Genomic DNA, 14,845 nt, shown 5'->3' on the forward strand with positions numbered 1-14,845 from the left:
AATTTATGGAAAATAATCCTGTCGTAACGCAAATGCGTCAATTGATTCAACTCATTGCGAAACATAATCATGCTTATTATGTGATGGATCAGCCGAGTATTGAAGACAGTGAATATGATCAGTTATTTCACCAACTCAAAGCCTTAGAGCAACAACACCCAGAATTGGTTCAGGCAGATAGCCCAATCAATAAAGTGGGTGGAAAACCACTGTCTAAATTTGAAACCATTACCCATACTGTACCGATGTTGTCCTTGGGCAATGTATTTAATCAGGACGAATTATTTGCCTTTGCTCGCCGTATCGAAGAACGATTGCCCAATCAAAAGATTCAATATGATGTTGAGCTAAAATTTGACGGATTGGCGATTTCGCTCTGGTATGAAAATGGTGTCTTGACACGTGGTGTAACCCGTGGTGATGGTGAAACAGGCGAAGTAATTACGCAAAATGTAAAAACCATTCGTAATTTACCGAAAGTCTTGTCTTCAGATAAAGTGGCAGTGCCACGCTTGTTGGAAGTTCGTGGTGAAGTATTGATGCCAAAAGCTGGCTTTGAGCGACTCAATGCTGAAAATGAAGCGAAAGGCGAAAAGACCTTTGCCAATCCTCGAAATGCTGCGGCTGGTAGTCTACGTCAACTTGATCCAAGTATTGCAGCATCTCGCCCGTTGGCTTTTTATGCTTATGGTATTGCACAATGTGAACCGCATCATGGCATTGAGTCAATGTCAGCGAGTCTTGAATGGTTGACTAACTTTGGCTTTGCTGTGGGAGAACGTCATTTTATTTGTGAAAGTATTCAAGAAGTGCAAGAAAAATATCAGCAAATCAACCAAGAGCGCCCGAACTTAGCGGTTGAAATTGATGGCATGGTGATCAAAGTTGATGATCTTCAACAACAACAAAAGCTGGGCTTTTTAAGTCGTGAACCGCGTTGGGCAACGGCGTATAAGTTTCCTGCAGTTGCAGCATTAACAACAGTTGAAAATATTGATTGGCAAGTCGGACGTATTGGGACTTTAACCCCTGTAGCACGCTTAAATCCCGTGGCTGTGGGGGGGGTAACCGTTTCTAATGTGACTTTGCACAATATTGGTGAAATTCACCGTTTGGACGTTCGTATTGGCGATACGGTCAGTGTCTATCGTAGTGGTGATGTCATTCCCAAAGTTGAAAAAGTATGGTTAGAATTCCGGCCAAATGACGTGACAGAAGTACATTTACCTGAAAATTGTCCAGTATGTTCTTCTCCAGTGGTCATGCCAGAAGGCGAGGCTTTAGCACGTTGCTCAGGTGGTCTATATTGTTCTGCGCAACGTATTGAAGCCATTCGTCACTTTGTTTCTCGTAAAGCAATGGATATTGAAGGTCTCGGTGATCGCTGGGTAGAGTCATTATTACATCTTGATTTATTAAAGGATGTCGCCGATATTTACCATTTACATGAGCATCGTGAACAGTTACTGACCATTGAAAAAATGGGTGAGAAATCTGTCCAAAATTTATTGGATGCTATTGAGAACAGTAAGAAAACCACACTTGCTGCATTTATTTATGCCTTGGGTATTCGTGGTGTAGGTGAAACGACAGCACGTATGCTGGCCAACACTTTCCAAACGCTTGATGCGATTCGTCATGCTGATCTTGAAGCATTGAAGAAAACTCCAGATGTTGGTGATATTACGGCTGAGTGGATTGTTGATTTTTTCCAAGCACCACATAATCTTGAAGTGATTGATCGTTTGCTTGCAGCTGGGATTCATTGGGATGCACCAGTTGCACCCACCCGCCAGCCTTTAAATGGTGAGAGTTGGGTGATTACAGGTACATTGGCTACCATGGGGCGTGATGATGCGACTCAAATGCTACAAGCTCTTGGTGCGCGTGTCAGTGGCAGTGTGTCGAGCAAAACCAAATGTGTGGTTGCGGGTGAAAAAGCAGGTTCTAAGCTTGAAAAAGCAGAGAAACTTGGTGTCGCTGTACTGAATGAACAGGAGTTTTTAGCATTAATGGCTGAGTATGGACAGGCATAGATTCGTTTAAATTATCTCTAAAATTACTGTAAAGATACAGGTGTTGTATCTTTACAGTTTTCAAAAATTAAAATCATCAATTCAAGATTGATGTGATAACAAATCAACAAGTCATCATTTTTCAATAGAACTTTTAGTTCTGTATTTACCGATGTATTTCAGAAGTTTGCTTGATCTATCATTAGCATGCTACATGATAATAATTCTTATTCATTTGAATTTTCCATTAAACTTAACTTTAGATGAAAAATTACAATTCTTAACAATAGTGAAAGTGTATATAATAATCATTATCATCTAAAAAGTGTCTTATTATTTATATGAAAAATTTTTCTCGAACATTTCTAGTCAATTCTATTTCAATCGTGCTTTTTGGTGGGGGACTTACACAAACAATCTGGGCAAATAATGAAATTACTGCTTTGCCTACGATTAAAGTCGCTGCTGAAAAGGAACAAGAAAAACCAACATTTGCCAACGGTGCTTTGCAAAAAAATACAGATTTGGGGTCATTGGGAAATAAGAAAATCATAGACACGCCGTTTAGTATCACGTCTTATTCAGCACAATTGATTGAAAATCAACAAGCAAGCACAGCGGGGGAAGTGTTAAAAAATGATGTCAGTATTCGCACCACAACCAATCAAGGACATTTAAATGAAAACTTTAAAATCCGTGGTTTCGATGTCAATCATGAAGATTTAAATTATAACGGCTTTTATGGCGTTGCACCTTATGGTCGGATGCCTACGGAATTTTTAGAGTCAGTGACTGTGCTTAAGGGTCCAAATGCATTGGTTGCAGGTGTTGCACCTACAGGCAGTGTAGGCGGTATTGTGATGGGGCATTCTAAACGGGCAGATCAAGAACTCACTCGAGTTTCTGCATCGTTTCAAGATGAAGGATATTATCAATCAGGCTTTGATGTATCTCGTCGTTTTGGTGAGAACAAAGAGTTTGGTCTGCGTGTGAATGGTGCTTATGCAGATGGTGAACATATCATTGATGGAATGAATGATCGTCAAGCTTTGGGGGCAATTGCTGCGGATTACACCACGGATAAACTAAAGATTAATTTAGATGCTTATGCGGTCAAAGGAAATCGTAAAGGCGGTTCACCTGCAATGGTTGCCATGGGTGGTAAGGGCAGTGTTAATCATTTACTTGCAGCACCTAAAGGGGATTTAAACTACTTTTCAAACTTAGAAGGCAATACCGACAGTCAATTTGTAGGTTTGTCAGGTGAATATAAATTTACCCCTGATATCAAAGCATTTGCAGGCATTGGATATGTAGAAAAATCATATGATGGTCATCTTTTTGGCACACGTATGATTGTCAATAATTTAAATGGAAATGCAACCTCACAATATTATCGAGTGGGATCAAAAGAACATAACACTGCTGCTAATGCAGGCTTTGAAGCAAAATTTGATACAGGGGCGATCAAGCATACTTTGGGATTGCGCACTGATTATTTAACCCGCAAATATTCACAACATAGATCCGCAACTAGTTCAGGGTTTACGACCAATTTATATGAGCCATCAAATACAGGTACAATGCCAACAACTTACCCAGAAATTGTTCCTTATGGTGATAATGAGTATATGAGTTATACCTTAACGGATCAGCTTTCAATGTTGGATGATAAATTACAACTTATTTTAGGTGGACGTTATCAAGATATCGATACTAAGAATCTTGTCAAAAAATCAGCTTATAGTGCAGACAAGCTATCACCAAGTTTGGGGGTTGTCGTCAAACCATTTGGTGAGGATTTATCTTTTTATGCAAGCTATGTCGAGGGTTTAGCTGAGGGGGTAACGGTCTCTGAAATGACCTATCCAACAGCAACAAATAGGGGCGAAACACTTGCACCTTATCAAACCAAGCAATATGAGTTAGGTGTAAAATATCAGTTGGGTTCGTGGTTAAATACTTTGGCACTTTATCAGATTAAAAAGCCTGAGGCTTATCAGGACACCATAAGTAATAAAGTCAAAGATGATGCTGAAACGCGTTCTCGTGGGGTAGAATGGTCATTCTCTGGCAATGTTACAGATACTTTATCTGTGATGGGGAATTTGGCCTATATCGATGCTGAATACGTGAAATCAGCTAAGGTCGCTTTCGAAGGTAATAAAGTATATGGTGTACCCGATTTTACTGCTTCGTTAGGGCTTGATTATGCCATTCCTAATGTTGAGGGACTTCATATTAATACTCGTGTGAGTTATGTGAGTGAGCAATATTTGAATGAAGAGAATACGTTAGAGCTACCTGACTATACGATTGTTGACTTAGGCGCCCGCTATAAAACCAAACTTGGTGGGGTAAATACCACCTTCCTCGCCAATGTTGATAATGTCGCCAATAAAAAATATTGGGAAGGTGTGTTTAATTCAAACTATGCTTTAGTCGGTGGTGCAAGAACTTATAAAGTCGGTGTAACTTTTGATTTCTAAGCCTTAGCTGATATTGAGCGCTATAAGCCAAAAAGCCTTTTTCATGATTGAAAAAGGCTTTTTTGATTTAATAATCATTTGAGCTGTTATTAAATATATTTCTTTACCACACCGTCATCAAGAAGCTGCTGGAAATGCTCGACTAAACTGGTTTCAATATTACGATAACTCATCCCCAATTCTTGTTTGCTTTTATCAGCATTAAAAAAGATAGGGTAGCCCATATTCTTTTCAATAAAATCACGTGAATAGCCAAATACAGGTCCAATGAATTTAAACGCTTTTTTCGGGACTTGGTTGCGTGGAAAAGGAAATTTTTGTCCAAAATTTTGACGTAAAATTTTACCCATTTCCAAGAGGCTGAGTGAACCACCACTAATAACGTAACGTCCAGCTGCATTTTCCTTGAATGCTGCCAAAAGATGTGCATCGGCAACATCACGCACATCTACAATACCATTCCACATCGGTGGGACACCGAGTAAGGTCATGCCGTTGGCAAACTGCTCTAAAACTTCCACACTCCCTGACTGTGTATTTGCGGTCAGTGATGGACCAAGTACCAATGCAGGGTTGACACAGATCAGCGTCCAACGATTTTGTGCTTCCGCCATTTCCCATGCTTTACGCTCTGCCATAACTTTCGAATAAGGGTACGGTTGGTGCGTGGTTGAACTGGTGGTATTCCAGTGAGATTCATCAAACTGATTATGCTGTGTTTTTAAAATATCAATTGCATCGCCATAAGTAGAGGCGATACTTGAGGTCACAATAACGCGTTTGACAGAATCTATTTTATTGACACTATTTAAGACATTTTCCGTGCCTAAAATTGCCGGTTCAATAATATCTTTAACGGCATCTTTAAAATTGGTTACAACAAATGGTGAAGCCATATGTAACACAACTTCACAGCCTTGCATGGCTTCATCAAAAGAACCATTTTCTAAAAGGTTAGCTTTAAATAGTTTTAGTGTACCAGAGCTTGCTTGTGCGATTTTCTCTAAATGTGCAAAGCTTTGTTTTTTATTCAGATCACGTACTGTCGCATGCACGGTATAACCTTGCTCAAGTAATTTTTTAATCACCCAACTGGCGATATAGCCTGTTGCACCTGTAACTAGAATGGGTGCTGATGTGTTTCCCTGAGACATTATTTTTTTCCTGCTAATTGTTAATATTCAATATCATAAATATTAAAGTTAAAATTGTCTTGAAATATTAGTATTAAAAAAGCCAATAAGATAAAGGGATGGGGCTGTCATTGAAAATGAACAGAAAATAGAATAATGAGGATGAATAAGAAGCATTTTTAATGGTTACAAAATAAATCATTTAGAATTTGAAAGAAAAAAATACCAATCAACCATCAGTGCAAGATTGTAAGCAGTTATTTTATATATGGAAAAATGCTTATTCAAATTGCAAATGCGTATGCTTATCATTTTAATTTTATAAAAATCATAAACTTACACATTTTGTCTTTTGCAAATCTTGTGGAATTTGTCCATACTATTGCAAAAGAATGTGGAGTAAGTGAAATGCGTGGCAATCCAGAAGTCATAGACTATCTAAACATGTTGATCGGTGGCGAACTGGCTGCTCGTGATCAGTATCTTATTCATTCACGTATGTATGAAGATTGGGGCTTAAGCAAAATTTATGAACGTATTGATCATGAAATGCAAGAAGAAGCTTCACATGCAGATTCTTTAATTCGCCGCGTACTTTTCCTTGAAGGTACGCCGAACATGAATCGTGACGATATTGTCACAGGTGAAGATGTTGTAACTTGTTTAAAAGCCGATTTGGCATTGGAATATCATGTGCGTGAAAAACTGGCGCAAGGCGTAAAGCTATGTGAAGAAAAAGGCGATTACGTGACCCGTGATATGCTTCGTCAACAAATGAACGATACTGAAGAAGATCATACTTACTGGCTTGAAAAACAATTAGGTTTGATTGAGCTAATTGGTTTACAGAATTATATTCAATCTCAAATGTAAGACACACTAAGCTTCTTGCTTAAGGTGAGACGTTTTAGATTAAAAAAGCCTTTAGACATTCATCTAAAGGCTTTTTTTATACTTCAGTCTTCATTTTTTTGAAAACTTCTGAATATCCGCTAAAACTTGATCAGCATGGGTTTGAGTATTTACACTACTATAGTGATAAACAATTGTTCCTTGTGGATCAATCAAAAAAGTTTCTCGTTTTGCTATTTTGGTGATACCTAAGTTTCGGATAATTCCAAATTGCTCTGCGAGTTGATGATTACTATCGGCAAGAATTGGAAAATTTAGTCCCAGCTTTTCGGAGAATTTTTGATGAGATTTCACATCATCCAAACTTACACCGAGTACCACCGCATTGTTTTTTATAAATTGTGGGTAGAGTGATTTAAACTGATTGGCCTCTTGAGTACAGCCAGGTGAATCATCTTTTGGGTAAAAATATAAAACAACCCATTTACCTTTATATTGACTCAGATCATGCCATTTTGAATTTTGATCTTGTAGTTTAAAACTTGGTGCAGGCTTACCTACCCATTGCTTTTGGTTGGAATCCAGTTTGGAGAGGATAGAGCTTTCCGCATGGCTGGGCGTGTTCAATACGCATAAAGCTGAAACGGAAAGTAAGCTAATACTGAACAGTCGTGATAATTTCATGACAAACACTTTCCTAAATTGATCCTGATTTGATCTTAGCAAATTTTAAGGTTTTGCCGGTATGTAAAATGTTTTGCAATTGTTCACATGCTATTTACGATGAAAGTACATTTAAAATAAATAGGACGTAGAATTATGGACGTTGGTGCAGTATTGATTCAATTAAAAGTGGCCATGATGGACGATGTTATTACATGGCAAAATGAGTTGAATAGGCGTAAGCATGAAGCGATTGAAACACTTCAGGCTGAAGGTGTGCATATTGAATCATGGTTCCATGTGGAACTCGATGGACTAGATTATTTGATTGCTTATACTCGTGCAGATGATATTGCAAAAGCACATGAAATTTCGAAAAAAAGTCAGTTTGCAATCGATCAAGTACATCAGCAATTTAAACGCACTTGGCAAAAAGTCATTCCAGCTAACTTATTGGTCGATTTACAAGATCAGAAATAGTTGTAAGTCTGATTGTCCTTCAATTTTAAGCATGATCTAATAAAACATCTTTACAGTTTTATAGTGATTTAAATTGAATCAATGTATTTTGCTGATCACCGGTTGGGGCGGTGGAACCAACCTACTCCATGCTTTACAACAGGTTCTACAACAGCAAGGCCATGAAGTTGTATTAATCAATATCTTTAATGCATTGGATGAAAGTGTCTTACAACAGCATGTGGAAATAGCCAAAGATTTTGATGTGATTTGTGGGTGGTCTTTAGGGGGGCAATTGGCGACTTTGTTAGTCAAGCAAATTGAACAGCAATATCAACAGCAAAAAGTCTTGATTACACTGGCTTCTAATCCTTGTTTCGTCGCAAATGCTGAATGGCAAACCGCAATGAGCCAAGCAATGTTTCATAACTTTAAACAGTCCTTTGAACATGATGCGATAGCGACATTAAAGAAATTTGGTTTTATGGTTTGTCAGGGTACCGCAACCACACGAGAAGATTTTGTACATTTGCAAAGTTTGGTTCAGCCACAAAATTTAGAGTTACTAAAACAGGGTTTGGCCTGTCTTGAACAATTAAATAATGTGGCTATCTTAAATAACTATGCAGGCAAACAGTATCATATATTTGCTCAACAGGATTTCTTAGTTAGTCACAAAGTCTATGAGAAATTTAAAAATTTCACAGCAAAGTTTTTAGATGTTGAGCTGGTCAATGGTTCACATGGTGTTCCAGTTTTTGATTTTTTAAGTCTAAGTGACAAAATCTGCCAATATTTACAAAAAATAGAATAAATCTATGGATCAGTGGTGAATCTCGCAATTTATTTTTATTGCGCGCAGGTTTAACATCGCTAAACTGTTTTTTGCTGTAATTGTAATGCACATGGAGTGAACGGATGACCGATTTAAACAATGGGTTTGATGATGTCAATCTTGAACAATCAAAGTTAGATGATCTGGACTTTGATCGGCAACATATTTGGCATCCATATACTTCTATGACCAATCCGTTACCGACCTTCAAGGTTAAAAAAGCCTATGCTGCAACTATTGAACTTGAAGATGGCCGCCAATTGATAGATGGGATGTCTTCGTGGTGGTGTGCCATTCATGGTTATAACCATCCTGAGTTGAATCAAGCGGTGACAGATCAGTTAAAGGATATGTCACATATCATGTTTGGTGGATTTACCCATGATCCTGCGATTCAGCTTGGAAAATTACTGGTTCAACTGACCCCACCTAATTTAGATAAAGTGTTCTTTGCCGATTCTGGTTCTGTCGCTGTAGAAGTGGCATTAAAGATGGCGGTACAGTTTTGGTCTTCACAGGGCTATACAGAGAAAACTAATTTTGTCACTCCGCGATCTGGCTATCATGGCGATACTTGGAATGCGATGTCTGTCTGTGACCCTGTAACAGGCATGCATCAAATTTTTGGTTCAAGTTTGCCCAATCGCTTATTTGTTCCAGCACCCCAAGTCGGATTCTATGAGCAATGGGATCAAAGTGATATTACTGAACTTGAGAAAAGCTTGGCTGAACAACATGCAACGATTGCAGGTTTAATTCTTGAACCGATTGTGCAAGGTGCGGGAGGGATGCGTTTTTACCATCCTGAATATTTGCGTCAAGCCAAACTACTTTGCGAAAAATACAATGTTCTGCTGATTTTTGACGAAATCGCTACGGGTTTTGGGCGTACAGGGAAACTATTTGCTTGGGAGCATGCACAAGTTGAACCTGACATTATGTGTATCGGTAAAAGTTTAACCGGTGGCTATATGACGCTTTCTGCGACATTAACCACCAAACATATTGCTGAAACGATAAGTCAGGGTGAAGTGGGGGTGTTTATGCATGGCCCAACCTTTATGGCAAATCCCTTGGCATGCGCGGTTGCTGTCAAAAGTACACAATTATTAATTTCTCAAGATTGGCAGAGCAATATTCAACGAATTGAAGCTCAGCTTAGACATGCTTTACAGCCCTTACAGTCCTTTAATCATGTTCATGACGTGCGAGTTCTTGGTGCGATAGGGGTGGTTGAATTGACTGTGAATGTCGATATGAAAACCTTACAGCAGGAGTTTGTACGTCGTGGTATCTGGATACGACCATTTGGTAAATTGGTCTATGTTATGCCTCCATATATCATCACAGCACAAGAATTACAAACTTTACTTGAGCAATTGGTTGAGGTGGTCAAGGCTATGGAGCAAAGCGCATGAGCTTGATCAATACACATCTTGAACATTTTTCACAGCAGCTTGATGGGCTTAAGCAGCAAGGCAATTTACGCCAATTTCGTTCGAATGTTCAGCAAGGTCGCTATATCTGCCTTGATCAGCATCAAATGCTCAATTTGGCTTCAAATGATTATCTAGGATTGGCATCTGATCTCACATTACGTGAACAGTTTTTTGATGAAACACCCCATGATCAACGACGAATGAGTTCTTCATCCTCACGTTTGTTGACGGGAAATTTTCCAGAATATGAACTACTTGAAAATAGTTTAAGTCAGGCTTTCCATGGTCGGGCGGCATTGTTATTTAACAGCGGTTATCATATGAATATTGGTATTTTACCTGCACTTGCAGACAGTAAAACGCTGATTCTGGCAGATAAATTGATTCATGCCAGTATGATTGATGGCATTCGTTTATCCTCAGCCAAATATGTACGTTATCGCCATAATGATTTAAATCATTTGACTCAGCTTTTACAAAAATATCATGCAGATGAGGCTTTTGAGCGCATTATTGTGGTGACTGAGTCGATTTTTAGTATGGACGGCGATGAAACTGACTTAGCAGCATTGGTGAGTATTAAGCAACAATTTTCAAAAGTCATGCTCTATGTGGACGAAGCACATGCAATTGGGGTGCGTGGTGAGCAGGGCTTAGGTTGTGCTGAACAATATACAGTGATTGATGATATTGATCTACTTGTGGGGACTTTTGGTAAGGCAATCGCTTCGGTTGGCGGTTATTTAATTTGTCATGCGGTAATTCGGAAATATTTGATTAATTCTATGCGCCCTTTGATTTTCAGTACTGCACAACCGCCAATGTGTATGGCATGGACAAACTTTATTTTTCAAAAAGTTTTAGGCTTAGATCAGCGCCGTCAACATTTACAATCTAAAAGTCAGTATCTACAACAGGCTGTTCAAAACAAAGGTTTTGAGTGCCCCTCAACATCACATATTGTTCCTATTATTCTGGGTGATTCGATTAAAACGGTTGAAAAAGCCAAAGCCTTACAAGATGAGGGTTTTTATATTATGCCTGTACGTCCTCCGACTGTGCCGCAACACAGCTCACGTCTACGAATTTGCTTAACTGCTCAAATCACCCAAGCTGATCTAGATCAGCTGATTCCGTTGTTGTGAGTTGAATGTGACCCCCCCAGAAATTGATAAATCACAGGTTGCCTTGCGTTTTGCACAGGCAGGGCAGAGCTATACCGAGCATGCAGTTGTACAAAAGAGTATTGCACAACAACTGTTTAATTTAATAAGTGAATATTGCCCAGCACAATATGAAAATGTGTTTGAAATCGGTTGTGGTTCAGGAAATTTAACTGAGCTTTTACTGCAAAATTTTCAAATTAAACATTTGATTTTAAATGATCTATATCCGGAAGTTCAGCAGCATTTTCCTGCGGATAAACCGATTAAATATCGGATTGGCGATATAGAGCAGCTTGAATTTCCAAAACATTTAGACTTAATTAGCTCAAGTTCGGTTTTACAATGGATGAGTGATTTAAATGGTATTTTTCAACAAGCCTTTCATCATTTAAATCCTAATGCGTATTTTTGTTTTTCAACTTTTGGACAGCATAATTTACTGGAAATTAAAAGCTTAACGGGGCAAGGTCTGAATTACTTATCTCTTGACGATCTGCAACAACAATTAAAGCGAAATGGTTTTGAAATTCTACATATTTCCGAGCAAATTGAGCATCTCAATTTTCCACATCCCAAATATATTTTGCAGCATTTAAAAGCCACAGGAGTGACTGCGACAGCATCTGGCTTTAGATGGACAAAGCAGAGTCTCTCCGATTTTTATCATCACTATCAACAGTTTTCACAGGCTGATCAGTCAGGCAATATACGCTACTCACTGACTTATCATCCTATTTATTGTATTTTGCGGAGAATGTCATGACTGGATCGGTTTACTTTATCAGTGGAATAGATACCGGAATTGGCAAAACCTATACCACGGGGTATTTAGCCAAATTATGGAATGAGCAGGGTCAGAAAACCATTACTCAGAAATTAATCCAAACTGGTAATACCGATATTTCAGAAGATATCGAACAACATCGTGAGATTATGGGAATGGGGTGGTTTCCAGAGGATGAAACCAAGCTGACTATGCCTGAAATCTTTAGCTATCCCGCATCTCCTCATTTAGCCAGCAAAATTGACGGACGTGAGGTTGATTTTCAAAAAATTGCAGATGCAACTCAACAACTTACAAAAAAGTATGATGTTGTCTTGTTAGAGGGTGCGGGTGGATTGATGGTACCCCTAACAACTACTTTGCTTTCAATTGATTATGTGGCAGAGAAAAAGTTTCCTGTGATTTTAGTCAGTTCAGGGCGATTGGGTAGCATTAACCATACTATTTTGAGTTTAGAAGCTTTAAAAAATCGTGGGTTAGAACTTTATGCACTTGCTTATAATTTAAATGATGAATCTCAGGATGCTGTCATTTCAAAAGATACTGCAGAATTTTTAAAGCATCATTTAATGAAACATTTTCCGAACAGTGCATGGATTGATATTCCAGTAATCTCTTAATTTGATTTCTTAATTGAGTGCTGAGACACAAGATTCACTATTTTGATTCTCTGTGTTTTTATTGCTTAAAATTTGAATGCTTTAAAAAAGCGATGTGTATAAAAGGTAATCCTGATGAGTTTTAAAATTCAAATTGAGTTATTTAAAGAACTTGAAATAACTTACCTTGATTTTGAAAGTAATGCGGCGACACAAATCTTGAGTAGTTTTGATCAGATTGATTGGATGCAGCAAGCTGTATGGGGATACATGGAAGAGCACAATGGTGATTTTCCCTTTTTTCAGATTGAGCATATTCAAACTGGACGTAAGTTTGGTGGATTATTTGTGGTTTATAGTCGCAATGAATTTAACTTTAATACACATGCTGAGCTCTACCAAAAGCAACAAAAATCGCATTTGTTTGGGCTATTTAAATCTGAAGCGATGCCAAGTTTTGATAATGATGATGTTCCTTTTGCTGTATTTCGAGATTGTTTAGAAAATTTTTTACGTGGCAATGATGTTGAAATAGAGCGTTTAATGAAAACAGTCTATCCAAGTTATACCAATACTGGTTTTTTTGATCATTAAACTTGGAATCAAAATTTAAAGTCATTTTTTGATGGCTTTAAAATTTTATATGATTTTGATAATAAAATGAATTTTCGTAATTTGGGTTTTGTGGCAATGCAGGATTACATAAAGAATAAAGTTATAACAAATTAATCTTTTTTAAACATGCAAAGTCATTTATATTTCATATCAGTAGCGTACTTTATGTTCAATCAGCGCTGTGAAATAAAATAAACCGAAAATAATGAAGAGGTGAAGCATGTCAGGATGGTATGAAATTAGTCAAGCTAAAGATGGTCAATATCGCTTTGTATTAAAAGCCGGAAATGGGGAAATTATTCTCACCAGCGAGCTTTATAAAGCCAAAGCTTCTGCACAAAATGGGATTGCATCCGTGCAAAAAAATAGTCCTGATGATGCACGTTATGATCGTTTAGAAGCGAAAAATGGTAAACCTTATTTCAACTTAAAAGCAGCAAATCATCAAATTATCGGAACAAGTCAATTCTATTCAGGCGATGCTGCTCGAGATAATGGTATTGAGTCAGTTAAGAAAAATGGTCTATCAGAGAAAGTAAAAGATTTAACAGAACAGGCATAGGATCAGCAATAAATTACCCACATCAATCACTAAAAGCATGTCATTGCAATGATGTGCTTTTTTTTGAACCAAAAACAAACGGTAAAAAAATGTATTATTAAGTTGTATAGAATAATTACCCTAATCACAATATATTCGCTTTAGGTCGGTATCGGTTTAGAGAGTTTATCTATATTTTTGGCTTTGAATTTCTCCTTATACTCAACAGTTAATATGATTTTTTTTCATGATCTTTTATGATTTTTTTAAAGCTTTTTAAAAGTTTAAATATGTTAGGCTAACTTCAATATTAAATAAAAGGAGAATGATTATTTAATAAAAGATTCAACATTAATTAAAATTATTATTAACTTTAATTAATGAGTTTTTAAAGTATTATTAATCAAATTAAGAGGTAAGTTTTTGATGATGAAAGACTAACTTAATATATCTATTTGTATTATTGAGTGATTTATTTTTGTGAAAGGTTTTGTTTATCTCTAAGCATAATATTGTTGTTTTATAAACTGATTAAATCGAATTAAGTAACTGTGATATTTGATTTAAATTGATTATGCTGGAAAAAATAAACAAAAAACTTCACATAATACTTATTAAGTGTTAAATTCATCACAAACAAGAATAATGAGGTTTTATGATGAAAATAGCAATCGATGGTAATGTGAAAATTGCTGACGAGATAATATCTCAAATTGAATTATGGGATGCTGCTGTTCTTGGTAATAAAATTGATCATCTCTTAGATCAATGTGCCGATGATGTCAATATGTTTGATGTGAGTATACAATTAGACGGTGTTGATGCATACAAAAAAGAATGGGAGAAGTTCAGTCCATATTTTAGTGAAAATGTGCAAATTGTACGTCGAAATATGAAAATTTATGTATCAAACGATTTAGCTGTATTGCATTGCCATTCAAAAGTGGAGAATGCTGTGCTTAAAGAAAAGATACAGATGCCATGGTGCCGAACGACATTATGCCTTAAAAAGAAAGGAGGCCAATGGTTAGTGGTTCATCAACATATTTCTATGCCAATTGATATGAGCACTGGTAAAGCCATCGTGATCAAGGATATTTCTAAATTGAAATTAGTGGTTTAGCCCATTAGATTTATTCGTTATTAAGCCCTTTGATTGGGCTTTTTATTGATGAATTTTTAAATTTTTCCGATACATTTTGGATCATTAACAAAATTGTCAAAAGAACTCAGTTTTTTACTTGAATGAAAGCTA

General features: G+C 37.1%; 14 protein-coding genes. 12 read left to right on the forward strand and 2 right to left on the reverse strand.

The annotated features are described in order from the left end of the window. The first annotated feature begins 5 nt into the window (after positions 1-5). Together ligA and ACG916_RS12510 are read left to right on the forward strand one after the other, a co-directional pair. Positions 6-2,036 (forward strand): NAD-dependent DNA ligase LigA, encoded by a 2,031-nt coding sequence (gene ligA / locus ACG916_RS12505; protein WP_419328383.1) that lies wholly within the window; start codon positions 6-8, stop codon positions 2,034-2,036. Between the two features lie 320 nt (positions 2,037-2,356). After that, positions 2,357-4,504 (forward strand): TonB-dependent receptor, encoded by a 2,148-nt coding sequence (locus ACG916_RS12510; RefSeq protein ID WP_419330581.1) that lies wholly within the window; start codon positions 2,357-2,359, stop codon positions 4,502-4,504. A gap of 89 nt (positions 4,505-4,593) precedes the next feature. Here ACG916_RS12510 and ACG916_RS12515 read toward each other — a convergent pair whose 3' ends face one another. After that, on the reverse strand, positions 4,594-5,658 hold the full coding sequence (locus ACG916_RS12515; RefSeq protein WP_419328387.1) for an SDR family oxidoreductase: 1,065 nt from the start codon (positions 5,656-5,658) through the stop codon (positions 4,594-4,596). A gap of 387 nt (positions 5,659-6,045) precedes the next feature. Here ACG916_RS12515 and ftn point away from each other — a divergent pair, with 387 nt between their 5' ends. Next, positions 6,046-6,510, forward strand: a complete 465-nt coding sequence (gene ftn / locus ACG916_RS12520) for a heteropolymeric bacterioferritin subunit Ftn (protein ID WP_336954344.1) — start codon at positions 6,046-6,048, stop codon at positions 6,508-6,510. Between the two features lie 90 nt (positions 6,511-6,600). Here the strand turns inward: ftn and ACG916_RS12525 are convergent, their stop codons facing one another. After that, positions 6,601-7,173, reverse strand: a complete 573-nt coding sequence (locus tag ACG916_RS12525) for a peroxiredoxin (RefSeq protein WP_419328389.1) — start codon at positions 7,171-7,173, stop codon at positions 6,601-6,603. A 135-nt stretch (positions 7,174-7,308) separates the two neighbouring features. On the opposite strand from ACG916_RS12525, the gene ACG916_RS12530 reads away from it, so the two are divergent. The 9 genes from ACG916_RS12530 (at position 7,309) to ACG916_RS12570 (ending at position 14,713) form a co-directional block, all read left to right on the forward strand. Further along, positions 7,309-7,632 carry a DUF6176 family protein gene (locus ACG916_RS12530; protein WP_336954346.1) on the forward strand — a complete coding sequence of 108 codons (324 nt, stop codon included), beginning with the start codon at positions 7,309-7,311 and terminating at the stop codon, positions 7,630-7,632. 73 nt (positions 7,633-7,705) lie between these two features. Continuing rightward, positions 7,706-8,425 (forward strand): alpha/beta hydrolase family protein, encoded by a 720-nt coding sequence (locus tag ACG916_RS12535; RefSeq protein WP_336954347.1) that lies wholly within the window; start codon positions 7,706-7,708, stop codon positions 8,423-8,425. 104 nt (positions 8,426-8,529) lie between these two features. Further along, positions 8,530-9,864 carry an adenosylmethionine--8-amino-7-oxononanoate transaminase gene (gene bioA, locus ACG916_RS12540; protein WP_336954348.1) on the forward strand — a complete coding sequence of 445 codons (1,335 nt, stop codon included), beginning with the start codon at positions 8,530-8,532 and terminating at the stop codon, positions 9,862-9,864. Next, on the forward strand, positions 9,861-11,030 hold the full coding sequence (locus ACG916_RS12545; protein ID WP_419328390.1) for an 8-amino-7-oxononanoate synthase: 1,170 nt from the start codon (positions 9,861-9,863) through the stop codon (positions 11,028-11,030). The genes bioA and ACG916_RS12545 overlap by 4 nt, the downstream gene beginning before the upstream one ends. A gap of 7 nt (positions 11,031-11,037) precedes the next feature. Then, positions 11,038-11,814 (forward strand): malonyl-ACP O-methyltransferase BioC, encoded by a 777-nt coding sequence (gene bioC, locus ACG916_RS12550; RefSeq protein ID WP_336954350.1) that lies wholly within the window; start codon positions 11,038-11,040, stop codon positions 11,812-11,814. Further along, positions 11,811-12,455 (forward strand): dethiobiotin synthase, encoded by a 645-nt coding sequence (gene bioD / locus ACG916_RS12555; RefSeq protein ID WP_419328392.1) that lies wholly within the window; start codon positions 11,811-11,813, stop codon positions 12,453-12,455. Before bioC ends, bioD begins: the two co-directional genes overlap by 4 nt. 114 nt (positions 12,456-12,569) lie before the next feature. Continuing rightward, positions 12,570-13,028 carry a hypothetical protein gene (locus ACG916_RS12560; protein WP_336954353.1) on the forward strand — a complete coding sequence of 153 codons (459 nt, stop codon included), beginning with the start codon at positions 12,570-12,572 and terminating at the stop codon, positions 13,026-13,028. Between the two features lie 241 nt (positions 13,029-13,269). Continuing rightward, the gene (locus ACG916_RS12565) at positions 13,270-13,611 is read left to right on the forward strand and encodes a YegP family protein (protein WP_336954354.1); all 342 of its coding nucleotides are present in this window, start codon (positions 13,270-13,272) and stop codon (positions 13,609-13,611) included. A 637-nt stretch (positions 13,612-14,248) separates the two neighbouring features. Then, positions 14,249-14,713 (forward strand): YybH family protein, encoded by a 465-nt coding sequence (locus ACG916_RS12570; RefSeq protein WP_336954398.1) that lies wholly within the window; start codon positions 14,249-14,251, stop codon positions 14,711-14,713. Positions 14,714-14,845 lie beyond the last annotated feature (132 nt).

It is taken from the genome of Acinetobacter legionensis (assembly GCF_048552295.1).
Lineage (GTDB): Bacteria > Pseudomonadota > Gammaproteobacteria > Pseudomonadales > Moraxellaceae > Acinetobacter.

What these genes read in the sequence shown, in the direction of transcription:
- ACG916_RS12515 (WP_419328387.1), bottom strand. Translation starts at nt 5,658, where the DNA reads ATGTCTCAGGGAAACACATCAGCACCCATTCTAGTTACAGGTGCAACA.
- ACG916_RS12570 (WP_336954398.1), top strand. Translation starts at nt 14,249, where the DNA reads ATGAAAATAGCAATCGATGGTAATGTGAAAATTGCTGACGAGATAATA.
- ACG916_RS12545 (WP_419328390.1), top strand. Translation starts at nt 9,861, where the DNA reads ATGAGCTTGATCAATACACATCTTGAACATTTTTCACAGCAGCTTGAT.
- ACG916_RS12530 (WP_336954346.1), top strand. Translation starts at nt 7,309, where the DNA reads ATGGACGTTGGTGCAGTATTGATTCAATTAAAAGTGGCCATGATGGAC.
- bioD (WP_419328392.1), top strand. Translation starts at nt 11,811, where the DNA reads ATGACTGGATCGGTTTACTTTATCAGTGGAATAGATACCGGAATTGGC.
- bioA (WP_336954348.1), top strand. Translation starts at nt 8,530, where the DNA reads ATGACCGATTTAAACAATGGGTTTGATGATGTCAATCTTGAACAATCA.
- ACG916_RS12525 (WP_419328389.1), bottom strand. Translation starts at nt 7,173, where the DNA reads ATGAAATTATCACGACTGTTCAGTATTAGCTTACTTTCCGTTTCAGCT.
- ACG916_RS12565 (WP_336954354.1), top strand. Translation starts at nt 13,270, where the DNA reads ATGTCAGGATGGTATGAAATTAGTCAAGCTAAAGATGGTCAATATCGC.
- ACG916_RS12510 (WP_419330581.1), top strand. Translation starts at nt 2,357, where the DNA reads ATGAAAAATTTTTCTCGAACATTTCTAGTCAATTCTATTTCAATCGTG.
- ligA (WP_419328383.1), top strand. Translation starts at nt 6, where the DNA reads ATGGAAAATAATCCTGTCGTAACGCAAATGCGTCAATTGATTCAACTC.
- ACG916_RS12560 (WP_336954353.1), top strand. Translation starts at nt 12,570, where the DNA reads ATGAGTTTTAAAATTCAAATTGAGTTATTTAAAGAACTTGAAATAACT.
- ftn (WP_336954344.1), top strand. Translation starts at nt 6,046, where the DNA reads ATGCGTGGCAATCCAGAAGTCATAGACTATCTAAACATGTTGATCGGT.